This window comes from Corynebacterium casei LMG S-19264 (assembly GCF_000550785.1).
Lineage (GTDB): Bacteria > Actinomycetota > Actinomycetes > Mycobacteriales > Mycobacteriaceae > Corynebacterium > Corynebacterium casei.
Window position 1 is genome coordinate 1,381,256 of record NZ_CP004350.1, and the last position, 25,448, is coordinate 1,406,703.

Consider the following 25,448-nt stretch of genomic DNA (forward strand, 5'->3'; position numbering starts at 1 on the left):
AGACGAATCCGAAACTCTGCCACGAATGGTCCCGCGAAGGGCCCAGAATGATTCAAAGTCGAGGCAAGGTCACGGATTTTGTCCAGGTATTAGGCAGCTGCGGCAGCGGCCTTTTCCTTCTCATTCTTAGCTGCTGCTTCTTGAATGGTCTTGTTAGGCCAGAACTGTTTCAAGGTGATAACCAGTACGGTTGCCACGAGAGTGCCGCCCAAGATTGCGGCGATGTAGCCCCAAATTGGATCGATAGCGAACAGTACGAAAATGCCGCCGTGTGGCGCGCGGGAGCCGACGCCGAACGCCATGATGATTGCGCCGGTCGTTGCGCCACCAGCCATCATTGCTGGAATGACGCGGAATGGGTCGGCGGCAGCGAATGGAATAGCGCCTTCAGACACGAATGCCAGACCCATGAGCCAGGAAGACTTACCGTTTTCCTGCTCAGCTGGAGTGAACAGATTCTTGCGCACGAAGGTTGCGATGGATAGTGCGATTGGTGGAACCATGCCGGAAGCCATAACCGCAGCCATGATCTGCAGGGAAGCTTGGTCACCTGTGGACAGACCGGCGGTGCCGAAGAGGTACGCCGCCTTATTGATTGGTCCGCCAAGGTCGGAACACATCATCAAACCAAGCACGATGCCCAACAGAATTGCAGAGGATCCAGACATTCCGCCCAGCATGTTCTGCAGGCCGGTCATCAGTGCGGCTAGCGGTGCGCCCAGCACGAAGTACATGGCAAGGCCAACCACCAGGGTGGTTAGCAGTGGAATCAACATGACTGGCATCAGAGAAACCATCCAACGTGGAACCTTCCAGGAGCCGATCCACATTGCGATGAGACCTGCAAGCAGACCAGTCACCAGACCACCGATGAAGCCAGCACCAACCACAACAGCGATCGCGCCACCAGCGAAACCAGGGGCAATACCTGGGCGGCCGGCAAGAGCGTAGGAAATGTAGCCAGACAGTGCGGAGACAATGAAGCCCATCGCGGCTTGGCCAGTAGCGAAGAGAACAGCACCGATGTAGAGCAGCATGCCAGAACGCTCAAAAGTCATGGTCGCGCCATCAACTTCAACGTCATGACCTGGCAGGTTGGTCAGGGAATACTCCGTGGAGATCACCTGCCAGCCATTGGCCATATCGGCGCCGCCGAAGAGGAAGCCTAGGGCCAGCAGCAGACCACCGGCAGCAACGAAAGGCACCATGTAAGACACACCGGTCATAATGGCCTGCTGGATGCGCTTGCCCCAGCTCAGTTGTCCGCCGGCTTCTTCGCTGCTTGACGATGCCGCCGCACCAGAACCCGTGACCTTACGAGCATTCGGATTCTTTGCAGCCGCGACAGCCTCGTTGAGCATCACATCAGGTTCATTGATGGCGCGTTTTGCGCCCGATTCAATGACTGGCTTGCCCGCGAAGCGTTCACGGTCGCGCACCCCGACGTCAGTAGCGAAGATGACTGCATCGGCTGCATCAATGACAGACTGCGCCACGGGAGTGTTGTTGGAGGAACCCTGAGTTTCGACCGTCAGATTTACATCGTCGCGGCCTTCAGCGGTCTGCGTCAAAGCATCGGCAGCCATGTACGTGTGCGCAATGCCGGTGGGGCAGGCGGTAACCGCAACAACATTCAAGGTTGAGCCCTTGTCCGTGGATGCTGCGGTGGATGCTCCGGTGGTTGCAGCGGTGCCCGCTGCTGCGGTGCCAGCCGCGGCGCTTGCAGACTCAGCTGCAGGTGTAGCTTGTGCCTTTGGCTTCTTCTCTGCGTTGACAACCTCGAGGACGAGGGAGACAATCTCTTCCTTGCTGGTTGCGGTGCGAAGCGCTTCTAGGAAATCCTTGCGAACCAGCGCGCGAGCCAGCTTGGACAAAATCTTTAGGTGTTCTTTGCCGCCGCCAGCTGGCGCTGCAATGAGGAAAACCAATTGGGCGTCACCGTCAGGACCAGAGAAGTCCACTGGATTGGACAGGCGCGCGAAAGCCAAGGTGGGTTCGCTGATTGCCTCAGAACGGCAATGAGGGATTGCGACCTGGCCAGGCACGCCAGTGCCAGCCTGAGATTCACGCTCGATTGCAGGCTGTGCCAAGCCCTCGATGTCGTTGGCACGCCCTGCGCCATGCACGAGCGCAGCGAGCTGGGTAATGACAGTATCAACGGACGAACCAAAGTCAGCGTCTAACGCGACTAAGTCCGTAGTAATGAGATCGGATGCCATGAGAGGTCTCTCCTTGATTTATAAGGGAAGGAATATGAAACTAATTCAGTTCACTGACTTCGGTCTGTTCCAGATTCAGCATATCCGGAGTCGGAATAGTTGTACCCGGCAATGAGGTTGCGGCGGAACCATACGCTACGGATTGTTGTAGAGATTCAGCCAAGCTCTTGCCAGCCGCCTGGGCCAACAAGAATCCAGCAAGTGAGCTATCGCCCGCGCCAACAGTGGAGACCACGTCGATCGGTGGCGGACTAGCCAACCACGCGCCCGACTCAGTGACCAACAGTGCACCCGCAGCGCCGAGCGTCACCAGTACGTAGGCAACACCCTGAGCGTTGACCTTGCGTGCTGCAGCAATCACACCAGAAAAGTCACCTTGTTCAGCTGCTTCTTCTAGTGCAAGACCGTCCTCACCGACGAGCTGACCCAGCTCCAGGCCGTTTGGCTTGATTAAATCAGGTGCCGCGGTAGAGAGATTCTTTGCAATCTCTTCCATCGGCTTGTCGGAAGTGTCCAAAGCAATTCGGACATTCGGTGCTGATTCACGCAGAGACTTGATGGCCGTGACATAGAAATCAGACGGCACGCCATTCGGCAAGGAACCGGCCATAACTACCCACGCGGCATCGGCAGCCGCGGCGGAGGTGGCGTCAATCAGCAGTTGCTGTGCCTTCTCATCCACCAACGGACCTTTGCCATTGAGCTTGGTTGTGCGCCCGGATTGTTCCGTAACGGTGGTGTTGGTGCGGATGGGTTCATCAATGGAAACTGTCTTGATCTTGACGTTAATGTCACGAACCAAAGGAACGAAAGGATCATTGTCGGCAGCCGGGAAAACTGCGATGTTGGGCTGGTGTGCCAGCGTGACTGCGTGGGCCACATTGATGCCCTTGCCGCCGGCAACGTGGGTCATACTGTGGGCCCGGTGCACAGTGCCGGGTTCAAGGGCGGAATCCAACGCGATAGTGGCATCGATACTTGGATTCGGAGTTAGAGTCACAATCATTTTGTGCGGGGTTCTCCAAAAATTAGCTATATTGGCACAAAGCCCGAGTAAATGGCGATTACTTGGGAAATTGCATGGATAAATACTCGACAATGTTGATTGTTGCCCGAATATGTCCGATTGTCAATGATATTCTGTGGCTAATCTGTGGAATATTGTTTCCCAAACCCATTTACAACTTCACACCTCTAATCCGCATCACTGTTTCGCATGGCGCAGGCATAAAGCGCAGCGCACAGCATGCAAGAAAGACAAGGGAGAAGAACACACCATGTCAAAGTCCATCAACGGTACTGGCGTCGTTGCAGGCGTCGCTTATGCTCCAGCCGTTTGGGTGCGTCCGCGTCCAGAACTTCCGCAACCAGGCCAATCCATCGCGGAAGATGCACGTGACGCCGAATTTGAACGTTTCCAGCAAGCAGCAGAAGTGGTGTCCACACGTCTAAATGACCGTGCCGCACAAGCCGAAGGTCATGCGCAGGAAGTTCTCAACGTGACCGCCGGAATGGTCAAAGACCGTGGGTGGCAAAAGGCCGTCAAGAAGAATATCTTCGGTGGACACAATGCAGAGTATGCGGTTGTCGGCGCGACCGATAAGTTCGTTGCCATGTTTGAGGCCGCTGGTGGCGTCATGGCAGAACGCACGACTGACCTGCGCGATGTGCGCGATCGTGTCATCGCTGAGTTGCGGGGGGAAGAGGAACCGGGCCTTCCTCACATTGAGGGTGAGGCAATTTTGCTTGCCGATGATTTGGCGCCAGCCGACACAGCCACCCTTGATACCTCCCACGTGAAGGCTTTGGTGACTGAGCTTGGTGGCCCAACCAGCCACACCGCGATTATTGCCCGTCAGCTGGATATCCCTTGTATCGTCGCCGTGGGCAAGTCTCTTCGTGAGATTGAAGCGTCGACAGTGCTGTTTATTGATGGTGCTTTGGGCACTGTGAGCACTGACGCTGATGAGAACGAAGCTCGTCAGGCTGTTGAGGAATACAAAGAACGTGCCGAGAAAGTTGCGCAGTGGACCGGTCCCGCGCAGACCAAAGACGGTCACTCCATTCAGGTTCTTGCCAATGTTGCCGATGGCAATGCAGCACGTCTTGCCGCCCAGTCTCAGGCAGAAGGTGTTGGCCTGTACCGCACCGAGCTGTCATTCCTCTCTGCTAGTTCCGAGCCTTCGGTTGATGAGCAAGCCAAGATCTACAGCAAGGTGTTCCAAGCATTCCCTGATTCCAAGGTCGTTGTCCGAACCTTGGATGCGGGCTCTGATAAGCCAATTTCCTATGCAACCTTGAGCGAAGAAGAAAACCCAGCCCTGGGTGTTCGTGGTCTGCGTATTGCACGGGATAACGAGTCTTTGCTGACTCGCCAGCTCGATGCTATCGCCCAAGCCGCAGCAGAGCGTAATGAAGGCGCTCAAACCTGGGTTATGGCACCCATGGTGGCGACTTCCACTGAGGCGAAGTGGTTTGCGGAGCTATGCCGTGAGCGCGGCCTAGTGCCAGGTGCAATGGTTGAAGTTCCAGCTGCTGCTTTGATGGCCGATACCATCATGCCGCACCTGGACTTCGTATCCATCGGTACCAATGACCTCACTCAGTACACAATGGCTGCAGACCGTTTGTCTCCACAGCTGGCATACCTGACGGACCCGTGGCAGCCTGCAGTTCTGCGCTTGATTCAGCACACCTGCATTGGCGGCGTTGACAACAACGTCCCCGTTGGTGTGTGCGGTGAGGCTGCAGCAGACCCACTATTGGCCTGCGTTCTTGTAGGACTTGGCGTCAATTCCTTGTCCGCGGCCTCGACGGCAATCGCTGGCGTGGGTGCTCAGCTCGCTGAAGTGACCCTGGAGCAGTGCCAGAAGATGGCCGAGGCAGCCATCTACTCCGTGGGCGCACCAGAGGCACGCGAAGCTGTCCGCGCACTGTTGGATGAATACAACTCTTAAAACACGAGCTTGAACTCATCACCAACAAGCCGGTCAAAGCAGTAACTGTTCTGCTCTGACCGGCTTGTTTGTTTTAGCGTTTGACTAAGAACGGTGTGCATCAGGAACAACGACTACTTCAATCTCGCGATCACGCAGGGAGTTCAAGAAGACCTCAGATGCGCCGCTATCAGTGATAACGACATCGACCTCAGAAATTGGGGCGAAACTAACTAAGTAGTCCGTGCCCAACTTCGATGAGTCACACAAGACAACTACCTTGTGGGCGTTGGTAACGAAGGCAGACTTGATGGCTGCTTCCTGCGCATCCGCAGTGGACAACCCATGGTCCAAAGTGAGGGCGTTGGTGCCGATGAAAGCGACATCTGCACGAAGCAACGCCATCGTGCGCAGTGCCGTATCGCCCACAACAGCCTGCGTGATGGCGCGAACCGTGCCGCCAAGCAGCTGGACATACTGCACACCGTTATTCGCCAGCGATAATGCAATGGGCAGACTATTCGAGACGATAGACAACTGATGCGCAGCAGGGGATTGACCAATCAGATCCGCCACTGCGCTCGTGGTTGTACCCGCGTCGAGAAAGATACTGCCGTGGCCCTGGGGGAGAAATTCCATAGCGGCACGGGCGATCGCCATCTTTGCGGTGGTTGCTGAACGCAGACGCGTGTCAAGAGTCAATTCAGAAGTTTGGAAAGACTGTGATGCCACGGCGCCACCGTGGACACGATGCACAACGCCTTCTCGGTCGAGTACCGCAAGGTCACGACGGATGGTTTCAGCAGTGACATCGAAGCGCTCAGACAGCTCGGTGACGTTGACACGACCCTCTACTGCAGTCAATGAAGCAATTTGTCGGCGACGCTCCTCAGCGTACATATGGCATTCCCTTCCATCACGGGCCTAGGTCGAATCAGTCAAGGTCAATTCCCCCACCCGATAATGAGATGCGCAAGAAATTTAAACGGAGGGCGGAAATGTGGAGTTATGTCCTAATTTGGCAGCCTTAACTCCAGAATGCCATGGTTTTCAGAACTAAACACAGATTCAGCATCAACGGCATAATCACTTGTAGCCCGCTGTACAGTATTGTTGCTGCTATTAATAGCGGTCAGCGGGTTAATATCGGACACAGAATGTGGGAATACCTGCGATTTAAGAGCCAAAGGAAATTACCCTTTCGGGGGGAGTAGATTTCCGATATCCCACAAACTGAGAACACAAAAAGAGGCCGCGTCCTCCTTGGGTAGAGGGCGCAGCCTAGGTTCTAGCGAGTGCTCGTGTTAAATCTTGCGGATTACAGAGACAACCTTGCCCATAATCTTGGCGTCATCACCTGGAATAGGTGCAAATGCCTCATTGTGGGGAAGTAGCCACACGCCACTGGAGTCCTGGTGGAATTCCTTGACTGTGGCTTCCTCATTGTCCAGGAGTGCCGCGACGAAGTCGCCGGATTCCGCGGTGGGCTGGGAACGGATAATTACCCAGTCGCCGTCAAGGATGGCTGCGTCCTTCATGGATTCGCCAACGACCTTGAGCATGTAGAGCTCGCCCTTGCCCACAATCTCATCGGGGAGAGGGTAGTAGGAGTCCACATTCTCTTCTGCCGTAATCGGAGCACCCGCAGCAATACGACCGACAACCGGGATGTAGCTAACGCCTGCTGCACCTTCCGGAAGGGTGGCGTCAATCGGAGCCTCTGCGGTGCTCTTGCGTCCTGGCTTCGGCTCATCATCCATTGCAAACTGGCGAAGATCCACAGCGCGTGGCTTGTTTGGATCTCGACGAAGGAAGCCCTTCTGCTCCAGCTGGTTCAGCTGGTAAGCAACGGAAGAGGTGGACTGAAGTCCAACCGCGTCACCGATTTCGCGAATGCTTGGCGGATAACCGCGCAAAACAACAGCATCTTTGATGACTTCGAGGATCCGGCGCTGTCGCGGCGACAGCTCGGAAATATCTGGACGGGGAGTAACTCCTCGTGGTTTGGCCATTTTCTTAGCTCCTTGGACATCTAAGCCTGCATCCAAATTGCGTGATGCTTTAGCGGCTTAGTTCGACTGAACTTACGTCAAGTGGACTGCGGGTAATCGGTGAAAGTGAAATAGCTATAAAAGCGATACCGTATTTGTATCACGTTTTTCACCGATGTTCGACTATTTCCGGCTATTTCTGGACAAACTTTCGAAATCCTGTTATAAATCGAACATACAAAGAAAATCGAACAGTTGCGCTAATGGCAAGCTTCAGTGTCTGGATAGATGGATAGTGTTACATGCGTGACCGAAAGGAAATTACTATGGCTATCGCTCTTAACCGCGGAAACGCAAATTCAGCACGTACTTCTACCTTCTCCCCGCATCGCGTGAATCGTGTTCCATCCGTATCTGTGTGGGAACCTTCACTTCGGGAACCGCGTGTAAACAATGTTCGCACTTTAGGGACCGCCCCTAGAACAGTGCAGCGAAACACTTTCGAACATCATGCTTCAAATCCAGAATTATCTACTCCCGAAAATGGTGGACGCGCTGCAAGTGTTCGAAGCAACATCGCGCTGGGCGCAGTATTTGGCGCTGCCGTATTCATGGGCACTCTTTTCGCCGGATTCAATACATCAGAAGAGCCAATGTCGCAGGTTACCTCCGTTAGCAGCTCGCCTGCGGCCGGTGAGGTTATTGCTCGATAAGGTGAGCGACAAAGCATTCGGATTTGTGCAACATCGCTGGCCATAGCGGCACATTGGGCAGTCTGAATAAGTTTTCTTAAGGGCAGTACACTAGTTCTAGTTAAGTATTCATCACGCTTTAATTTGGCGTGAGAATCCCACAGTTAGGACCTTTGGTGTACTGCCCTTTTTGCCATTACGAACAATCCCGTGTGATCGACTCCCGCGTTATCGATGCAGGCTCAGCTATACGCCGTCGCCGTGAGTGCGCCTCATGCCAGGGACGTTTCACCACCATTGAAAAAGCCATCCTCTTGGTGGTCAAGCGTAATGGTTTGGCTGAACCGTTTAGCCGTGACAAACTGATTCGCGGTGTTCGTCGAGCTTGCCAGGGGCGCGACGTCTCCGATGATGCTTTGAAGCGCCTAGCGCAGGAGGTAGAGGAGCGGGTGCGTAGTCACGGCAGCTCCCAGGTCAACGCTAATGATGTCGGCCTAGCCATCCTGGAGCCGCTCCGCGACTTGGATGAGGTTGCGTATTTGCGCTTTGCTTCCGTCTACAAGTCTTTCGATAGCGCGGATGACTTCGAGTCTGAGATTCGCCTCATGCGTCGCCGCGAACGCGACGTTTGATTATCGTTAGAGCTTGTCGACGGCCTTTTGGATTCGGCGTAACGAGACCGCGTGAGCGGTTCCAAGGCGTTGTGCGAAGAGGGAAACGCGGAGCTCTTCGATCATCCAACGGATGTCTTTGACCTCCCGTGACTTCGCACGACCGGCCGGTAGATTGCGCAGCCTGTTGTTGAGGTATGCATGAGCATTTTCTACTTCTGCTTGGCGGTCCGCGTCTTTGTCTGGGTCAATTCCCATCTCATCCATTCGGATATTCATGGCCTGCAGATACCTCGGTAGGTGCTTGAGATGCTGGATGCCGTGGACCGTAATGGCATGCTTCGGGAGCAAGAAGTCCAGCTGCTTCTTCATGTCATCAATAGCTGGGCCGGTCCACTTCTTGAGCTCATCACTAACATGAGCAAACTGCACCATTGCCGGAGCCAGAGCGACAATGGATTGGCGAACACGCACTGGAACTTCCGGCTTCACCTTCATTTTGAGTTCTTGGAACTCATCAGGCGAGCGCACTGGACCGCCTGATTCCATCATGACATCGCGGATGGCAGCGACTCGAGCATCATTGACTAACTCTTCAGCACCGTAGTTGTCGATGGCAACACGTTGCTGCAAGGGCAGGCCCTTGACCATCTGCGTCGTATTGACGGTGATATCGCGCATGAGCAAAGTCAGCGTCGTCGTAATCATCGCCGAATCCGCAGCTGCTTTAGTCGCGTGCACTTTGACCTCAACGCCATCTGGGGTGGCAACCAGCGCGGGATAAGCAACCACATCATGGCCATCAACAACGGTTGCCACTTCTTCCTCGATCTCACCAATCGTGTCAGTCGTCCATTCGGATACAGCTGCAGACTCCTTGGCACGGCCCAATTGTGACACCGAAGAGGTAATCGATCCAGCTTGGCGCTTGACCAGCAGCGCCAAATCTCGATCTGAGTCGATGATGTCGCCCTTCTTGTCCACCGCAGCGAAGTTGAACTTCAGGTGAGGCGGTAGTGCTTCTGGACGGAAATCAGATGCAGAGATGCCCGATCCGCCGAGTTCGCGCAATACATCAGAAAGCTGTTGGACCAAACTGCCCTGATATGGAATGAGTTTGTCCATCGCCCGACTAGCGAACTCTGGAACCGGGACGACAGAGCGACGCAGAGCCTTAGGAAGGGTGCGCAGTAACTCCGTGACAAGTTCTTCGCGAAGTCCCGGCACCAGCCAATCGAAATGTTCTTTCTCCAGCCCCGCCAGCAGCGGAACCGGAATCATCAAGGTCACACCATCGAGAGGGTCGCCCGGCTCAAAACGATAAGTCAGCTCATAGTCAATCGAGCCCTGCTTCCAGTGATCAGGGAACGCTTCTTCGGTGACCGCCGAATCATCATTGATGAGGCTTTCGGGATCAAAATCTAGAAGTGTTGGATTCTTATGACGCTCCTTCTTCCACCACGTGTCAAAGTTGCGGCCTGTGGTTGCTTTGGCAGGCAGTCTCTGGTCGTAGAAATCGAAGAGCGTATCTTCATCCACAACAATTCCGCGGCGACGCGCCCTTTCCTCATACTGGCTCGCGTCCTCGAGCTTCTTCACGTTGTCATGGAAGAAGTGGTGGTGCGTGTTCCAATTGCCGCCAATGAGCGCCTCGCGGATAAACATGTCCCGGGCAGCTACAGGGGCGATGCGGTGATAAGGCACGCTGCGATCGGCCACCACGGTGACCCCGTAGAGAGTTGAGCGCTGCGTAGCCATCGCGGCAGCACGCTTGCTCGACCACGTAGGTTCCGAATAGTTATGTCGCAGCAGCTTCTCCGCAAGCTTTTCTACCCAAGCCGGATCAATCTTGGCAACATCGCGAGCCCACAAACGTGAAGTCTCCACGAGCTCAGCCGCCATGATGAACTCAGGCGGCTTCTTCGCCAGGGCAGAACCGGGGAAGATGAGGAACTTGGTGTTGCGTGTGCCGAAGAACTCCTTTGAGTTCCCGTCGCGTGCGCCAATATTGGACAGTAGGCCAGACAGCAGCGACTGGTGAATGCTGTCCTCTTGGCGTTGAGTTTGAGTAGCCGTCCAGCCCATCTGCTTGGTGACATTCTGGAGCTGTCGCACCAGATCGAACCATTCGCGGATGCGCATGTAGTGCAAGAACTCTTTCTTCATACGCTTGCGGAATGCATTTCCCGACATTTCATCGCGGGAGTCCTGGATGTAATCCCACAACTTCAGCATGGAGATGAAATCTGAGGTCTTGTCCTTAAACCGAGCATGCGCCTGGTCGGCTTGGGCCTGGAACTCGAGTGGGCGCTCGCGAACATCTTGCACTGTCATCGCAGCCACGATGACGGTCACGTCGCTCAGAGCACCGAGTTTCTGTGCCTCGACAAGCATACGTGCCATTCGCGGATCCACAGGAATGCGCGCTAAGTCTTGACCAATCTCAGTAAGTTTGGGCAGCCCTTCGTCTTCTGTGTCCTGCAATGCAGAGAGCTCATGCAGCACCATCAAGCCATCACGAATAGATTTTGCCTCGGGCGGCTGGACAAAGGGGAACTCTTCGATTGCGCCCAAACGCAGGGAAACCATCTGCAAGATGACGCTGGCAAGGTTGGTGCGCAGAATCTCTGGGTCGGTAAATTCTGGACGGGACTCGAAGTCTTCCTCGGAATAGAGGCGAATAGCAATACCATCGGCGATACGACCACAACGACCCGAACGCTGATTTGCCGACGCCTGTGAGATTGGCTGAATGGGAAGTCGCTGCACTTTGGTGCGCGTGGAATAGCGGGAGATACGCGCAGTGCCGGTATCGACCACGTAGTGGATCCCCGGGACAGTGAGTGACGTCTCGGCAATATTGGTTGCCAGGACAACGCGGCGTCCCGAGTGAGGGCTAAAGACACGGTGCTGTTCCTGATTGGATAGACGGCCGAACAATGGAGTTACCTCCACACCCCGCCAGCGCCGCGCTTCGATTGCTTCCATGGCATCACGAATGTCGCGCTCACCAGGGAAGAAGCACAAGATATCGCCGTCGCCCTCCTTCATGAGCTCCTCAATTGCCTCGCACAGGCCGTCGAGGGGATCCTGGTCTACTAGTTTACCTGCGGCTTCAAACTGGAGGGGGCGGTAGCGAATCTCCACGGGATAGGTGCGGCCCGAGACTTCGATGATTGGCGCAGGATTGCCTTCTTTATCCGCGAAGTGCTCAGCAAACCGTTCCGGGTCAATCGTTGCCGAGGTGATGATGACCTTCAGGTCTGGGCGGCGGGGAAGAAGTCGCTTCAAATAGCCCAGCAGGAAGTCGATGTTGAGCGAACGCTCATGGGCTTCATCGATGATGATGGTGTCATAAGCGTTGAGGAAACGGTCACGCTGCATCTCCGCGAGCAAAATACCGTCGGTCATGAGCTTGACCGCGGTTGTTTTGGTGACGCGATCATCGAAACGAATGGCATAGCCAACGGACTCGCCCAAGTCTTGGCCCAGCTCATCAGCGATACGCTCAGCGACAGTGCGGGCTGCCAGACGCCGGGGCTGAGTATGGCCAATAAGTCCTCGACGTCCGCGTCCAAGCTCTAAGCAGATTTTTGGGATCTGAGTGGTCTTACCCGAACCAGTTTCACCAGCAATGATGACAACCTGGTTATTGGCTATGGCCTCTGCAATATCGTCTTTGCAGTCACTGACAGGTAGTGCCTCGGGGTATTCGAGCTCCGGCACGTGAGCATCGATAAGCTCTACCCGCGAAGCAGCTTTATCTATGTCGACACCGATAGCTGCCAGTGCCTTCTGTGTACGTGCTTTGGACAGGCGACGGCGAAAAGAACGTTCCTCAGTTAGCACAACGCGCTCTAGACGCTCATACAACTCTTGGCGAGTTGGAGCGTCGATAGAATCATCCTGGGACTTCTGTGAATTTTCTGCGGCATTATCGCGGTGTGAATTACTCATGACTAGTGGGAAATCATACCCGTTATCATTGCCTTTACCCAGTTGGTTTGGGCGCTTGAGACTGAACAGGCATTTGAACTGGCCGATGTGTAGCCTGAGAATTTTTCAGTTTTGTAATGAGTTGGAGGCTCAAGGCCTATAAATACTGCTCTACCTCGCTCAACGCTAATCCTTTGTGGCTAAGAGCGTTTCCAAATCTCTCGGCGGGGGAGTATAATGTTGTATGCGGTAGTGCGGGCTGTGAAAGTACACGGTAGCGTTGAACAGGAATTACTTTCGAGGTTGTGTTTATCCTGTGAAGTAGAGCTTTTATTTAAGAAGGGGACGGCAAATGAGCACTCCATACAACGGTAACGAGGATGACTTCTGGGACAAGGAGAATGAAGGATCTGGGGACTTGCCACGATACGGGTCCACAAATCATCCCGAAGACCGTCCTGACTATGGTCAAGGCGGATACGCGCAGAGCGGCAACGGCCAACCGTATTCCTCAGGGTATGACTCCAATTATGGAAACGCTGGCTACAGCGGCGCGCAATTCGGCGGCGCAGGTTACTCAGAGAATCTTTTTAACAATGGCTCAGGCCAGCGTGATTTGGTAGAGACCGACGGCAAGCTACAGGTATTTAGCGCAATTGGCTTCGGCTTCAAGCGCACTTTCTCCAACGCCAAGCTATGGCTGTTGGGCTCCTTGGCCTTCATCGTTGTTTCGTTCATCCTGGGTGGAATCGTCGGCGCGATTTTCGGAAACGATGCTGGACAAACAGGTGGCGGTTTCGAGCTCGGTACCGACCTTGCCGGCAATATTGTTAGCCTCATTTCCCTGGCTCTGATGCCATTTGTCTACCGCCTTGCAACCAAGGAAGTGGACTCCCGCTCCACCGGCTGGTCAACTCTGGGCAAGGATGTTCACTATTTCCCAACGCTGGCCATCACGTTTATTCTCTGGCTCATCAGCCTCGTGTTCTCGTTCTTTGTCGTCACAATGATTCTCGGAAGCTTCTTCGCGCAGCTTGAAGCGGCTGGCACTGATGAAGTTGAGTTCTACAACTCCTTGGCTGCGAACATTGGCACATTCTTGGGCATCCTCATGCTGATTATGGTCGGATATTTGCTGGTAACCCCGCTGTACCAGCTGATGGTGTGGTACGCAGCTGACGGCCGCGCTGGTATTGGACAGTCCATCGTGCAGGGCTTCCGGTCTGGCGCCGCGAACTACTTCCGTCTAATCGGATTTAACATCGCGATCAGCGTTGTGATGGTCTTTATTACCTTGGTAACGCTTGGACTCGGCATGATTATTGCGCTGCCTGTGTACCTGCTGGCGCAAGCCCATGCTTACCGCCAGATTGCCGGTGGACCAGTTCCATTCGGCAGCATAGACCGCAGTTAAAGGTAGATACCTAACTTAAGCGCAAAGCAACGGCCCAACCACATCATCCTGGTTGGGCCGTTGCTTTGCGCTGGGGGGAGTTGGGGGACTTAGCTATCCGACTTTTTCAGCGAGCACGCTGCGTGAGCGCGCGACTGCAGCCTCATATGCCTGCACGACCAGCTCGCCAAAGTGACGGAATTCTTCACCACGGGCAGCAGAAGCACGGAAGACCAAGCCAATCTCGCGCTCAGCGATGACATCATCCCGGAAAGTAGCAAGCTTCAACTTGTCGTTGGAGTACTCCGTAGCAATCGCGGATTCTGGCAGCAGCGTTGACCCCAAGCCGCCGAGCACTAGCTGGATGATGGTGGTCAGTGACGATGCACGGGTGATGGAATTCGTGGCGTCAGAAGGATTCACATCCGCGCGACGACACAGGTCCATGATCTGATCACGCAGGCAATGACCGTCATCGAGAAGCAAAAGCTCTAGGTTCTTGATCTCGTCCAATGAAACATCATTATGGCCCGCCAAGGAATGGCCATCCGGCAGGACAATGGAGAAACGTTCACGATAAAGAGGGACAGACACCAGCCCTGAACCTTCTGCAGGAAGCGCAATGATCGCCATATCCAGCTGACCATCACGAAGTTCTTGCGTCAGGTGAGTAGTCTGTTCTTCCACGATACGTGGCTCAAGCCCTGGGAACTGGGTCTGGATTTCAGTCAGGATCTGCGGCAACACGTAAGGCGCGACCGTAGGGATCATGCCAATAGTTAAGGGACCTGCGAGCTCACCGTGCGTGCCTCGTGCGTGCGTCAGGAAGATATCTGCCGCCTCGAGGGTGGCTTTCGCGTAGGGGAGCAGACGTTCCCCAGCAGAGGTCACGATGACTTTGCGGGTGGAGCGTTCAATAAGTTGAATCTCGAGTCCTTGCTCGAGTGCAACCAGCGCCTGCGATAGGGAGGGCTGGGAAATTTTGAGCTTTTGGGCTGCTGTACCGAAATGCTTGTTCTCCGCAATGGTCACGAAGGTTCGCAACTGCGCCAGGGTGGGGCGGTACTCTTTATCGAACATGCCTATAACTCTACACCTACTGTTAAAGAAATCTATAAATCCAATTACTATTGATAACCATTTCAACTAGATGCAGGTTAATGGCAATAGTTAGGCGATTGAAGGAGTGGCTTCAATGGGCGGATTCGCCTATTGGTTTTGGCCTGTCACTACTATTAATGCCAGAAAACCACTCATATCCACGTTAAAGGACGGCCGTCGTAATGGCTTTGGACAACCTTAAGCATTTGATTCCCGACTACGCCAAGGATCAGCGGCGCAACCTCGATGCTCTCATCAAGTCTTCGGTACTGACGCAGCAACAGTTGTGGGGTTGCTTGCTTGTCTCTGCCGCGACGTCGCGCAACGATGTGGTGTTAAAACAGGTCCACGCTGAAGCCCGCGAGCATTTAAGTGAAAACGCTGTTGACGTGGCACTGGCGTGTACAACTGCGATGACTTTGAATAACTATGGGTTCCGGACCAAGCATTGGTTGGGCCACGACTTTGAATCCCTACGCTTCGGACTACGCAATGGTGTCTTCCTAAAACCTGGTGTCACCCAAGCAGACTATGAGCTTTGGGCAGTTGCTGTTTCGATAGTTAATGGCTGCGAACAATGCACGCAAGCACACTCCCGCGATGTCCAAGAACAGGGGCTGAGTACGCTGCAGGTATGGGAAGCCGTCAAGATCGCTTCTGTTATCCAAGCTATTGCGCAAACCATTCACATAGAGACGGCTCTAAAAACTGAGAACCTTCCTGAATGAATTAAAAGTTTTTTATCGTCCTCGCGCGTTAGCATGGCAATTTGCGCTATTGACAGTGCAACCACTTTGCAAGTTGAGGTCCACAATGAATGAGTGGGGGATATGAATACGTCGAATAAGACGATGACTGGAGCGGTCATTGTTGCTGTTGCCGTCATTTGGCAGGGAATCGGTACCGCTGTGGTTGGTATGCGGGTTGAGCCGGATCTATCTACTTTCACGACGTTTTCGGCCTTCCTCATTGCTGCAGTGCTTTCAACCATTGGCTACTTCGCTGTAAATCATCGAAAGTAGAATGCGAGTTCAGAGCGTGTAGTGGAAGTGCCAAGTGCAACGAAGTCGCAGCGGGTTAAGTCCGCACTGGCGTTGAACCTGTTCTCGGCTGGTGCATTTTGTCTGTTCTATATCTCCGCCACGATGATCCAGCCAACGGCGGCGAGTGTGATTGAGACAGGGGTCGGTCCCTTCGTGGTTGCCGTGCTTCTAGCGCTCACGGCCAAAGGTTTAACAGCACTCTGATTCCGACGTTTGCCATCGTCGCTTTGGCTTTCGCCTTCTTTTTCATAGGAGATGTTAGTGCCACGAGTGAAACTTATGCTGGCGTGTTGCTTGCGGTGGGTGCTGGTATTTCGGCAGTCGGCGTACTACATTCGCCGCGCTGGGCGTCAAGCCAAGGCCTGGGCGTGCTTACAATTGCCGCGATCCGCTTCCACCTGGCATGGATTTTAAGTGGGATAATCGCTATTACTTCAGTGGATTTCACAGAACTGCAGGGCAACAACGGACAGCTGATTATACTGTCGACGCTGTGCATTACGCTTCCCATCTTGTTGCTGCAATGGGGAGTCATCCTGGCACCGCCGTTTATCTCTGCGTTGATTCTCGCCACATTGCCAGCTGTCGTTATGGCTACTGAGACGCTGCTGGGGTCAACTATTAACCCGGTTCAGATCATGCTGCTTGTACTCTTCGTGGTTATCCACGATGGGCCAAGCAATACATGGCACGAGGCAGAGTTAAAAGAGCCGAGCTTAGTATTCGATATGAAGGCTGGAGAGGCGAACTTCTCCTGCTTCATCCGAGGCATCAAGATCGATGGTTGCAACGAGCTGGTAGCCGAGATCGCCAGCTGGATCCTTAATAATCTGGCGGACTTCCCAGCTGCGGCCGGAAGTATCACCGAGGCGGAAGAACTCCTTTCCGCGCGCTTCTGGCCCGGTTTCCATGTCGTCATATTCGTCGAAGTAGCTATCCAACGCGGCGCCGAAGTCTGGCATGTCCTCGAGGTATTCCAGCATCTCTTCCAAGCGGTCTTCCTTTTCGAAGGCAAAGAGATGGACAATACGGAAGAGATAATTTCGCACCATGATAGTAAACGCTCTGCGGTTTGAGGTCAGAAGCGATGGATCTTCCACGCCGAAGGCAAGCTCGCGGTCGAGGGTCTCCTGCGAAATCGGCGAATCCTCACCGGTCATCTCAGCCCATTCATCAACCAAAGATGAGTCCACTTGGCGGATCATCTCGCCGAGCCATTCGATGACATCGGCGAGCTCGTCGGTCATGTATTCATCCGGAATGGACTGCCGCAGCGTGCGCCAGGCGTCCGTGAGATAGCGCAGGATAACGCCTTCGGACCGTGCCAACCCATAAGTGGCCACCAAGTCCGAAAACGTCATCGCGTTTTCCAACATGTCGCGAACGACCGCCTTGGGGGAAAGCTCAAACTCCTTCACCCACGGGTTGGATTCCGCGAACGTGTCATAGCCTTGCTCAAGAAGCTCTTCGAGTGGCTTTGGCCAGGTGACATCCTCAACAATGGCCATGCGTTCGGTGTAGTCCACGCCCTCGGCCTTCAGCGCAGCAATTTCCTCACCGCGGCGCTGTGACTGCTGTGCCTGGAGCACCTGGCGGGGATTATCCAAGATTGACTCGAAGACAGAGATCACGTCGAGGTAGAAAGTGGGGGACTCTTTGTCCAACAGCGATAGTGCTGCGAGCGCGAAGGGGGACAGCGGCTGGTTCAGTGCGAAGTCACGGGGGAGTTCACGCACCAAGTGATACGGCCGGCCGTAGATATCCAGGCCCTTGGTGGAGCGCTGCACCAAACCAGCATTGAGGAGGCCTCGGAACAGGTCTAGCGCAGTCAAGATGTGCTTGTTTTGCTGGGTGCGGGTGTCATGATTGGTGCGCAGAAGGTGCTTCATGTGCTCATAGCCGTTGCCATGGCGCGCCAGGACATTGAGCAGCATCGAGTTCGACACCCGGAATTGGGACGTTAACTGTTCTGGCTCGGCATTAATAATGCGGTCAAAAGTTTGCTCCGACCAGGTTACAGAACCTTCCCGGGCGGACTTCTTCTTGAGTTTCTTCAGCTTCGCAGGATCAGTGGACAGCTTTTGGCGTGCCTTGGCATTTTCAATCTCGTGTTCTGGTGCCTCAACTACCACGGTGCCTTCGGTGTCATATCCAGCACGCCCGGCGCGACCAGCGATCTGATGAAATTCGCGGGACTTGAGAATACGTTCCCGGCGGCCATCGTATTTGGCCAGGCCAGTCATGAGCACCGTGCGAATGGGGACGTTGATGCCAACGCCTAGGGTGTCGGTGCCGCAGATGACTTTGAGTAAGCCTTTCTGAGCAAGTCGCTCTACCAGGCGGCGGTATTTGGGGAGCATGCCGGCATGGTGCACGCCGATGCCCCGTCGTACGAGCTTGGAGAGGTCTTTGCCGAAGGTGGTGGTGAAGCGGAAGGTGCCTATTTCTTGGGCGATGAGCTCTTTTTCTTCCGGCGTAATGAGCCCAGACAGAGAGGTTAGGGCCTGTGCGCGTTCAGAGGCTTCGCGTTGGGAAAAGTGGACGATATAGATTGGTGCTTTGCCGGAGTCCAGCAGTTCCTGGACTGTTTCATGGACCGCGAGGAAGGTATAGGAGAAGTCCAAGGGGACGGGCCGAGTGGTGCCGCCAACGAAGGTGGTTTCGCGTCCAGTGCGTGAGGTGAGATCCTTTTCCAACCATTCGGTGTCGCCCAATGTCGCAGACATCAAAAGGAACTGGGCTTTGGGCAGCTCGAGCAGCGGTACTTGCCAGGCCCAGCCGCGGTCAGGTTCGGAGTAGTAGTGGAATTCATCCATCACTACTTGGTCGATGTTTGCCTCAGCGCCGTCGCGCAGGGCGATGTTCGCGACGATTTCCGCAGTCGCGGCGATGATCGGTGCGTTGCCGTTTACGGTGGCATCACCGGTCATCATGCCGACGTTTTCTGGGCCGAAGATTTCACACAGCGCGAAGAACTTCTCACTTACCAACGCCTTAATCGGAGCGGTGTAGAAGGAACGCTGTCCACGCGCCATGGCTACAAAGTGCGCAGCGTTGGCAACCATGGATTTACCAGAGCCGGTTGGGGTCGCAAGAATAACGTTGTCACCGGCGAGCAAGGCTAACGATGCTTCCTCTTGCGCGGGATACAAAGAAATCCCTCGTTGGCTAGTCCAGGACACAAAGGTGTCCCATACCGCGTCCTCAACGAGGGATTCGGGTACTTCTTCCAAGTCAGGCAACATCTGGGATAAGTTCACCCGTCCCAGCTTAGCTACCTCAGTTGCTAGAAGTCATCCTGACTAGATGTCGTCTTCTGGGCCGGAGTCCTCACGGTCATCAATATCCTCGGACAAGAAGTCATCCACAGTGTCCAAGTCCGCGAGGAAGCGCTGGAACTCTTCACTAATTTCCTCGCCGGTTGGAACATTTTGCTCACCCGGCATAATCGCCTGCGGATGTTCGTGGCGGTAACGCTCCATGTAGGCGTCATACTGCTCTTCCAAGGAGTGAACAACCTGAACGATTTCTTCAGAGTCATTTACCTGCTCTTCAAGCTGGGTATTAACGCGCTCGATGTCGTGCTCCAAAGACTTCAGCGGCAGGGTTAATCCTGCAACCTCTGAGATAGCATCCAGCAACTCATGGGTCGCGTGAGGGTATGGCGAAGACGCCAAGTAGTGCGGTACATGCGCGGTATAGCCTGCGACGTTGCGGCCACGTTTTGCCAGTTCCTTTTCGATGAACAAGGAAGCAGAACCCGGAACAATCATCTTGGATTCCATACGCACCATGCGTGAGACCAATTCCGCAGGGTTACCATGTGCAGTCACAACCAGCGGACGCGTGTGCGGCACTGGCATAGGAGCTGCGTAAAGGCAGATGGTGTTTTTCACATCAAAGCGAGTCACTAGCTCGGATACGGCCTTGGTGAAAGACTCCCAACGCAAATCTGGCTCTGGGCCAGACAGCAACAAGAAAGGTTTGCCATCGGTGTCTTTGAGGACACGAATGTCCAAGTCCATTGATTCCACTTCGACCGGCTGATCAATATCAATAGTCACAGCAGGACGACGTGAGCGGTAGTCAATGAGCTCATCAGCGTTAAATGTTGCTAGCGGGCGTGAATCCAGGGCAGCCTTGAGGTGATCAGCGCTGGATTCAACCGCGAGTCCGGCATCGGCGTAGCCGTGCATTGCCACCACTAATGTTGGCCCCTCGTCTACCGGTGGTGCGGGATATTCCAATTCATACATGCGACGTTCGTTATCTTGCATGATTAACCTCCTCTTACTACCACGTTCAACACACTTCACGGATAAAGTATTCCGAGCATTGGCTGCATGCAATCCGCGGCGCTTGTCCAACTATTCTAGGCCATTCGTTCGCGAATATGTGCCAAGCTGTGAAGGATTCGCCCGCGCCAGCCTCCGTGCCTGTGGATAACTATGATGACACGTCAATGAACTGGCCAAGTTATCCACAGATTGATAGGGCTAAGGACTTTTGCTCTGGTGTGGGCTTGCGTGATTTACGAAGCTTAAAACTATGACAAACTCATCTACTCTTCGTACACCAGGACAGCTACTATCCAACATTCCCGGAATCCTGGGATTCTATCCTTCAGACTCTATAGTCCTCATGGCTTTTGAAGAAAGCGACGGGGCGCTCACCCTTGGCCCGACCCTTCGATTCGACATCGCAGATGTCAGCTCCACATTGACTGAAGCTCTCACAGCCATCGACTATCACCGTTGCGTTTTTATCATGCCCTTTGCCATCACGACTTCTGCCAACACAGACCTGCACAGCATCGCCAACGAAATCTTCAATCAGGCAGCCTTGTTGGAAATGCCCATCACGGGGATGTGGCACACCACCGAGATTGCAGAGGGAGAGCCCTTTGGAATGATTGCCCGGGACTTGAACGATATCCACCCAGACTTCATCGACATGGAAGAACTCCCTGAACACTGGAAGAGGGGACGCATTGAGAACATCGTGAACTCAGCAACAATGGAGCCTTTCATCCGCGAAGGCCGCCTGCCAGGTTTTGACCGTGATGAAGCGCACGCGCCACTGCACACGCGCAATCACATCATCGATGCCGACACCTTGGAACTCACTCGAGCTCAGGCACTGCATGCAGCAATGATCATGCAAGACAAAAACACTCTTGACAATCCACGTTATGGCTACGACTTGGCAGACCTGCTCGATGAATGCGAGGAGCTCATCTTCCAGGCGTCTACCTATGGATATGATGCGGCCGATAGCTGCCTGCATGACATTGGGCTGCTTGGAGTTGCCGCGATGACAATGGCAAATAACTACGTCCGTGACCTCACCGCAGCGACATATCTTGACCACCCTGAGCAAACCGCAGCGATCATGCTCGCGACCTCACAATCGTTCACCGGAGAAATCCGCAACAATGCCCTGTGTATCTACGCAGCGGCACAGATCAAACGTGGCATGCCGATGTACGCGGGAATGGCACTCGGAGCTTCCCAAGGAGCAGACCGGAGTCACTCTCTGACCACACTGATGTTGCAGTGCTACCTCAACGGCCTAGCTAATAACTGCGTGGACAATATCTACCAGGGAAGCACGAATGCCCGCAGCCATCATTACAGGCAACGGGCGCAGAAAAATCAGGGCAAGAAAAACCCTCCAAGCTCAGGCGATTCCTCCCGTGAATCACGGGAGTCTGACACACCTGATTTCGACGACGCAGCCTAGCGCGCCGGGCTCGGCGCGGTGACTCTTTGACTCTTACTTAACGCGCTTGGCGGAGTGCGCGCGATCTCCGAGCTGGCGAGTAAACTCCCACGCGTCGGAGACAATAGTGTGAAGATCCGTGCGCTGCGGGTTCCAGCCCAGCTCAGACTTTATGCGCTCAGAAGAGGCAATCAAGGTTGCTGGGTCTCCCGCACGGCGCGGAGCCACCTCTGCAGGGATAGGATGCCCGGTAACTTCCCGGCAGGTTTCAATAACCTGCTTGACCGAGTAACCATCACCGGAGCCCAGGTTGAAGATTCGGTGCTCACCGGCAGCGTTCGCTTCCAGCGCCAACATGTGGGCATCAGCCAGATCGCGAACGTGGATGTAGTCGCGCACCGCCGTGCCATCGATGGTGCCCCAGTCATCACCGAACATGAAAATCTTGTCGCGGTGGCCCAGTGCAACCTGCAGCACGATTGGGATGAGGTGGGTTTCAACCTCACGGTTTTCACCGATCTGGCCATAAGCGCCGGCAACATTGAAGTAGCGCAGCGAAGTCGCACCCAGGCCATAAGCCTTGGCATAAGAGGTGATCATGTAATCAATGGCTAGCTTTGACGCACCATAAGGGTTGGTTGGCTGGGTCGGCATATCCTCAGTAATTGGAACCTGCTCAGGCTCGCCATACGTAGCGGCGGTGGAGGAGAACACCAAGTTCTTCACCTCATTGGCGCGCATTGCTTCCAGCAGCGTCAAGGTCGTGACAACATTGTGCTGCCAATATTCCGCTGGCATCTCAACTGACTCACCAACAAGTGAACGTGCTGCGAAGTGCACAACACCATCAAAGCCACCCTGGCCGAGTACTTCTGCCACTACGTCGGCAACGTCGCCTTCCACCAGTGTCGCCTCGGCAGGAACCGCTTCCCGGTTACCAGTCGAAAAATTATCAATGATGGTGACATCGTGGCCAGCTTCCACCAGAGTCGCGGCGCACACGCTGCCGACATATCCGGCGCCACCAGTAACGAGCAATTTCATGTCAGACCTACCAAACACATTGGAAACAAAGGAAAGAAAACTACGCTGCGCTGAAGCTTCACTTAAAAACCACAAGGGGCCCGAACCCCGTTAAAGGTTCGAACCCCAGAGCACTAGGGCAGTGAGCCCTAAGAATTGAGCGGGGGAAGACTAGCGTACTGCCACGCGAATCGCGTGGGCGTAATCGTCTTTCAATTGTACCGTTTCACCCTCAGCATTGGTGAGAGTGACAACGCCGCCTTCTTGACGCACCGTCACAGTCGCGCCCACATTCATGCCGGCGGCGTGCAGGTTCTTAAATGCATCACCGTCGTACTGGATGATCTCATTGATCTGCGTGATGGTTGCCTCAACGTCCTCACCATGCGGCAGGTCAATCGCGCGCTTATCGTCATTAAACGGCGCAGAGACTGCTCCGAGCTTTTCCAAACCTGGAATTGGGTTACCAAATGGAGAAAGCGATGGATCCTCGATAACGGCAACCACGCGGCGCTCCACGTCTTCACTCATTACGTGTTCCCAACGGCACGCCTCATCATGCACCTGGTGAATATCAAGGCCCAAGACATCTGTGAGCAGGCGCTCTGCCAGACGGTGCTTACGCATAACGGAGGTAGCGTGCTCGCGACCCTCGGTGGTTAAGTCAAGGCTGCGGTCTGGAAGCACGTGCAGCAAGCCGTCTCGCTCCATGCGGGCGACCGTCTGGGATACGGTTGGGCCGGACTGCTCGAGGCGCTCGGCAATGCGCGCGCGCAGAGGGGTAATGCCTTCTTCTTCAAGTTCATAGATGGTGCGCAGATACATCTCAGTGGTATCGACTAAGTCCCTCACGTGGCGACCCTTTCAGCAACAAAGAAAATAGTTAATTACTTACACACTAGCGCACTTTTCCCGCAGAGACTTTTAGGACTGACTTTTAGTCTCAGCGCAAAAGTTGTGCCTATGTGGTGTTATTGGATTGTTTGATAGATGACGGCGGATATAAAAGCTTTTCCTTAAATTTAGCACACAGGGGCGAATCAGTGCCATTGTGTGGGATGCGCTGGACTTTATGCCGATAAGTCCTCACTGGAACGGAAAATCCACCGGCACTCACCGTGAAGTGGCGCCGATGGACAGTTTGTTCTAAGCGAAGATTTGCCGTCTGTAGTTTACAGAGCGTACTCCCGCAGACGTGCGGCACGGTTACCGTCACGCAGCTTGGCCATTACTTCACGCTCTATCTGGCGCACGCGCTCACGGGATAGGCCGAACTTGCGGCCAATTTGGTCTAAAGTGCGAGGCACACCGTCATCGAGGCCGTAGCGCAAGCGGATAACATCCTGCTCACGTTCCTCGAGGGTTTCGATGACATCGCGGATATCGGAGTGGCGCATGGAAGCTACAACCGCAGTTTCAGCATCGGTAGCCTCGGCGTCTTCAATGAAGTCACCCAGTGGTGCTTCTTCATCTGCGCCGACCGGCATGTCGAGTGACACTGGGTCACGGGACTGGCGAAGCAACATTTCAATCTTGTTCTCTTCGATACCGGACTCTTCTGCCAGTTCCTCATTCGTAGCCTCACGGCCCAGGGACTGGTACATCTCGCGCTTGATGCGGGAGAGCTTGTTGACCTGTTCAACGAGGTGGACTGGGAGGCGGATGGTGCGTGACTGGTCAGCCATGCCGCGGGTAATAGCCTGACGAATCCACCAGGTTGCGTAAGTGGAGAACTTAAAGCCCTTGGCGTAGTCGAACTTCTCCATTGCGCGGATAAGGCCGAGGTTTCCCTCCTGGATAAGATCTAGCAGCGGCATGCCGCGGCCGGTGTAGCGCTTGGCCAAAGAAACTACGAGGCGCAGGTTTGCTTCCAGTAGGTGGGAGCGCGCCTTCTTGCCTTCCTTCACCAAAATCTTCATGTCGCGCTTTTCTGCGCGGGTGAGCTTGTCTGCATTTGCAAGCTTGTACTCGGCGTAAAGGCCGATTTCAATCGCCTGTGCCAGCTCAACTTCATCTTCTGCAGAAAGCAGTGCCGTCTTACCAATTCCGTTGAGGTAAACACGCACTAGGTCTGCGGAAGGATTGTCATTGGTTTGGCCACGGCGGGAACCGCGGTCAACTTCCTTTTCGTTCTTCTCTGAAGCGTCATGGGAATTCTGGGCAGATGCGTCTGTCATCGTTGGCCTCCTGAATTAATCGCCGGTTACATAATATCCAACGGCACTGAAAGCTGATTAGTTCCCACGCGATAAAAATTGTTCTCCCACACCGGAAAAAGACACCCTAATTTGGGGTAAGGGTTACCTAAATTGTTTACGTCTCAACAAGAACAGTAAAGGGGCCATCGTTGACAGAAGCGACTTTCATCATCGCGCCAAAGCGTCCCTCTTCGACATGAATATCCCGCGCACGCAGACTTTCAATCACTTTATTGATGATTGGTTCGGCGTCAGAACCAGGCGCCGCATCGGACCATGACGGGCGACGGCCTTTGGCAGTGCGGCCATATAGGGTGAATTGACTCACTACCAGGACGGGGGCGCCCGCGGACTCCACGGAAGTCTCGCCATCGAGGATTCGAAGCTCGGCAATTTTGCGAGCCATGGTGGAAATCTTATTGTCCAACACCGCCGGATCGTCTTTACCCGCCTCGACATCTTCGATGGAGACTCCGATGAGCGCCAGCAGCCCGCCAGTCTCCGGAGCGTCGAAAGAGCCAACGACTTCATCGTCGACTGTGACAGAAGCAGAAAGACAACGGGTTAGTACTGCACGCACGTGG

General features: G+C 54.4%; 20 protein-coding genes. 7 read left to right on the top strand and 13 right to left on the bottom strand.

Annotation, left to right across the window (positions count from 1 at the left end):
- Positions 1-89 precede the first annotated feature (89 nt).
- Together CCASEI_RS06385 and CCASEI_RS06390 are read right to left on the bottom strand one after the other, a co-directional pair.
- Positions 90-2,219, bottom strand: coding sequence for a PTS fructose transporter subunit IIABC (locus CCASEI_RS06385; protein WP_025387475.1), 2,130 nt, complete (start codon positions 2,217-2,219; stop codon positions 90-92).
- A 40-nt stretch (positions 2,220-2,259) separates the two neighbouring features.
- Positions 2,260-3,225 (bottom strand): 1-phosphofructokinase family hexose kinase, encoded by a 966-nt coding sequence (locus CCASEI_RS06390; protein ID WP_025387476.1) that lies wholly within the window; start codon positions 3,223-3,225, stop codon positions 2,260-2,262.
- Positions 3,226-3,496: 271 nt separating this feature from the next.
- On the opposite strand from CCASEI_RS06390, the gene ptsP reads away from it, so the two are divergent.
- A complete protein-coding gene (gene ptsP, locus CCASEI_RS06395) occupies positions 3,497-5,176 on the top strand; it encodes a phosphoenolpyruvate--protein phosphotransferase (protein WP_006821788.1) in 1,680 nt (559 codons plus the stop codon).
- A gap of 84 nt (positions 5,177-5,260) precedes the next feature.
- Here the strand turns inward: ptsP and CCASEI_RS06400 are convergent, their stop codons facing one another.
- The 3 genes from CCASEI_RS06400 to lexA form a co-directional block, all read right to left on the bottom strand.
- Complete coding sequence (locus CCASEI_RS06400; protein ID WP_006821789.1) at positions 5,261-6,055, bottom strand: DeoR/GlpR family DNA-binding transcription regulator; 795 nt, start codon at positions 6,053-6,055, stop codon at positions 5,261-5,263.
- 113 nt (positions 6,056-6,168) lie between these two features.
- Complete coding sequence (locus tag CCASEI_RS15020; protein ID WP_155894823.1) at positions 6,169-6,309, bottom strand: hypothetical protein; 141 nt, start codon at positions 6,307-6,309, stop codon at positions 6,169-6,171.
- A 150-nt stretch (positions 6,310-6,459) separates the two neighbouring features.
- Positions 6,460-7,167 (bottom strand): transcriptional repressor LexA, encoded by a 708-nt coding sequence (gene lexA, locus CCASEI_RS06405; protein ID WP_025387477.1) that lies wholly within the window; start codon positions 7,165-7,167, stop codon positions 6,460-6,462.
- A 464-nt stretch (positions 7,168-7,631) separates the two neighbouring features.
- On the opposite strand from lexA, the gene CCASEI_RS15025 reads away from it, so the two are divergent.
- On the top strand, positions 7,632-7,859 hold the full coding sequence (locus CCASEI_RS15025) for a hypothetical protein (RefSeq protein ID WP_155894824.1): 228 nt from the start codon (positions 7,632-7,634) through the stop codon (positions 7,857-7,859).
- A 155-nt stretch (positions 7,860-8,014) separates the two neighbouring features.
- Positions 8,015-8,470 (top strand): transcriptional regulator NrdR, encoded by a 456-nt coding sequence (gene nrdR, locus CCASEI_RS06415; protein ID WP_025387478.1) that lies wholly within the window; start codon positions 8,015-8,017, stop codon positions 8,468-8,470.
- 6 nt (positions 8,471-8,476) lie between these two features.
- Here the strand turns inward: nrdR and hrpA are convergent, their stop codons facing one another.
- A complete protein-coding gene (gene hrpA / locus CCASEI_RS06420) occupies positions 8,477-12,406 on the bottom strand; it encodes an ATP-dependent RNA helicase HrpA (protein WP_025387479.1) in 3,930 nt (1,309 codons plus the stop codon).
- Positions 12,407-12,737: 331 nt separating this feature from the next.
- On the opposite strand from hrpA, the gene CCASEI_RS06425 reads away from it, so the two are divergent.
- Positions 12,738-13,799 carry a DUF2189 domain-containing protein gene (locus CCASEI_RS06425; protein ID WP_025387480.1) on the top strand — a complete coding sequence of 354 codons (1,062 nt, stop codon included), beginning with the start codon at positions 12,738-12,740 and terminating at the stop codon, positions 13,797-13,799.
- Positions 13,800-13,892: 93 nt separating this feature from the next.
- On the opposite strand, the gene CCASEI_RS06430 is transcribed toward CCASEI_RS06425, so the two are convergent.
- Complete coding sequence (locus CCASEI_RS06430; protein ID WP_025387481.1) at positions 13,893-14,858, bottom strand: hydrogen peroxide-inducible genes activator; 966 nt, start codon at positions 14,856-14,858, stop codon at positions 13,893-13,895.
- Positions 14,859-15,061: 203 nt separating this feature from the next.
- Here CCASEI_RS06430 and CCASEI_RS06435 point away from each other — a divergent pair, with 203 nt between their 5' ends.
- Both CCASEI_RS06435 and CCASEI_RS15030 read left to right on the top strand, forming a co-directional pair.
- Positions 15,062-15,607 (top strand): carboxymuconolactone decarboxylase family protein, encoded by a 546-nt coding sequence (locus CCASEI_RS06435; RefSeq protein ID WP_006821796.1) that lies wholly within the window; start codon positions 15,062-15,064, stop codon positions 15,605-15,607.
- Between the two features lie 102 nt (positions 15,608-15,709).
- Positions 15,710-15,901, top strand: coding sequence for a hypothetical protein (locus CCASEI_RS15030; protein WP_155894825.1), 192 nt, complete (start codon positions 15,710-15,712; stop codon positions 15,899-15,901).
- 737 nt (positions 15,902-16,638) lie between these two features.
- On the opposite strand, the gene CCASEI_RS06445 is transcribed toward CCASEI_RS15030, so the two are convergent.
- Together CCASEI_RS06445 and CCASEI_RS06450 are read right to left on the bottom strand one after the other, a co-directional pair.
- Complete coding sequence (locus CCASEI_RS06445) at positions 16,639-19,182, bottom strand: DEAD/DEAH box helicase (protein ID WP_025387482.1); 2,544 nt, start codon at positions 19,180-19,182, stop codon at positions 16,639-16,641.
- Positions 19,183-19,224: 42 nt separating this feature from the next.
- On the bottom strand, positions 19,225-20,199 hold the full coding sequence (locus tag CCASEI_RS06450; RefSeq protein ID WP_006821800.1) for a proteasome assembly chaperone family protein: 975 nt from the start codon (positions 20,197-20,199) through the stop codon (positions 19,225-19,227).
- Between the two features lie 271 nt (positions 20,200-20,470).
- On the opposite strand from CCASEI_RS06450, the gene CCASEI_RS06455 reads away from it, so the two are divergent.
- Positions 20,471-21,664 (top strand): DUF4192 domain-containing protein, encoded by a 1,194-nt coding sequence (locus CCASEI_RS06455; RefSeq protein WP_038574497.1) that lies wholly within the window; start codon positions 20,471-20,473, stop codon positions 21,662-21,664.
- Between the two features lie 33 nt (positions 21,665-21,697).
- On the opposite strand, the gene galE is transcribed toward CCASEI_RS06455, so the two are convergent.
- From galE to dtd, 4 genes are all read right to left on the bottom strand, one after another.
- A complete protein-coding gene (galE, locus tag CCASEI_RS06460; protein ID WP_006821802.1) occupies positions 21,698-22,687 on the bottom strand; it encodes a UDP-glucose 4-epimerase GalE in 990 nt (329 codons plus the stop codon).
- Positions 22,688-22,837: 150 nt separating this feature from the next.
- Positions 22,838-23,518 (bottom strand): metal-dependent transcriptional regulator, encoded by a 681-nt coding sequence (locus CCASEI_RS06465; protein WP_006821803.1) that lies wholly within the window; start codon positions 23,516-23,518, stop codon positions 22,838-22,840.
- A gap of 320 nt (positions 23,519-23,838) precedes the next feature.
- Positions 23,839-24,843 carry a sigma-70 family RNA polymerase sigma factor gene (locus CCASEI_RS06470; protein WP_006821804.1) on the bottom strand — a complete coding sequence of 335 codons (1,005 nt, stop codon included), beginning with the start codon at positions 24,841-24,843 and terminating at the stop codon, positions 23,839-23,841.
- Between the two features lie 136 nt (positions 24,844-24,979).
- Positions 24,980-25,444 (bottom strand): D-aminoacyl-tRNA deacylase, encoded by a 465-nt coding sequence (gene dtd / locus CCASEI_RS06475; RefSeq protein ID WP_006821805.1) that lies wholly within the window; start codon positions 25,442-25,444, stop codon positions 24,980-24,982.
- Positions 25,445-25,448: the final 4 nt, after the last annotated feature.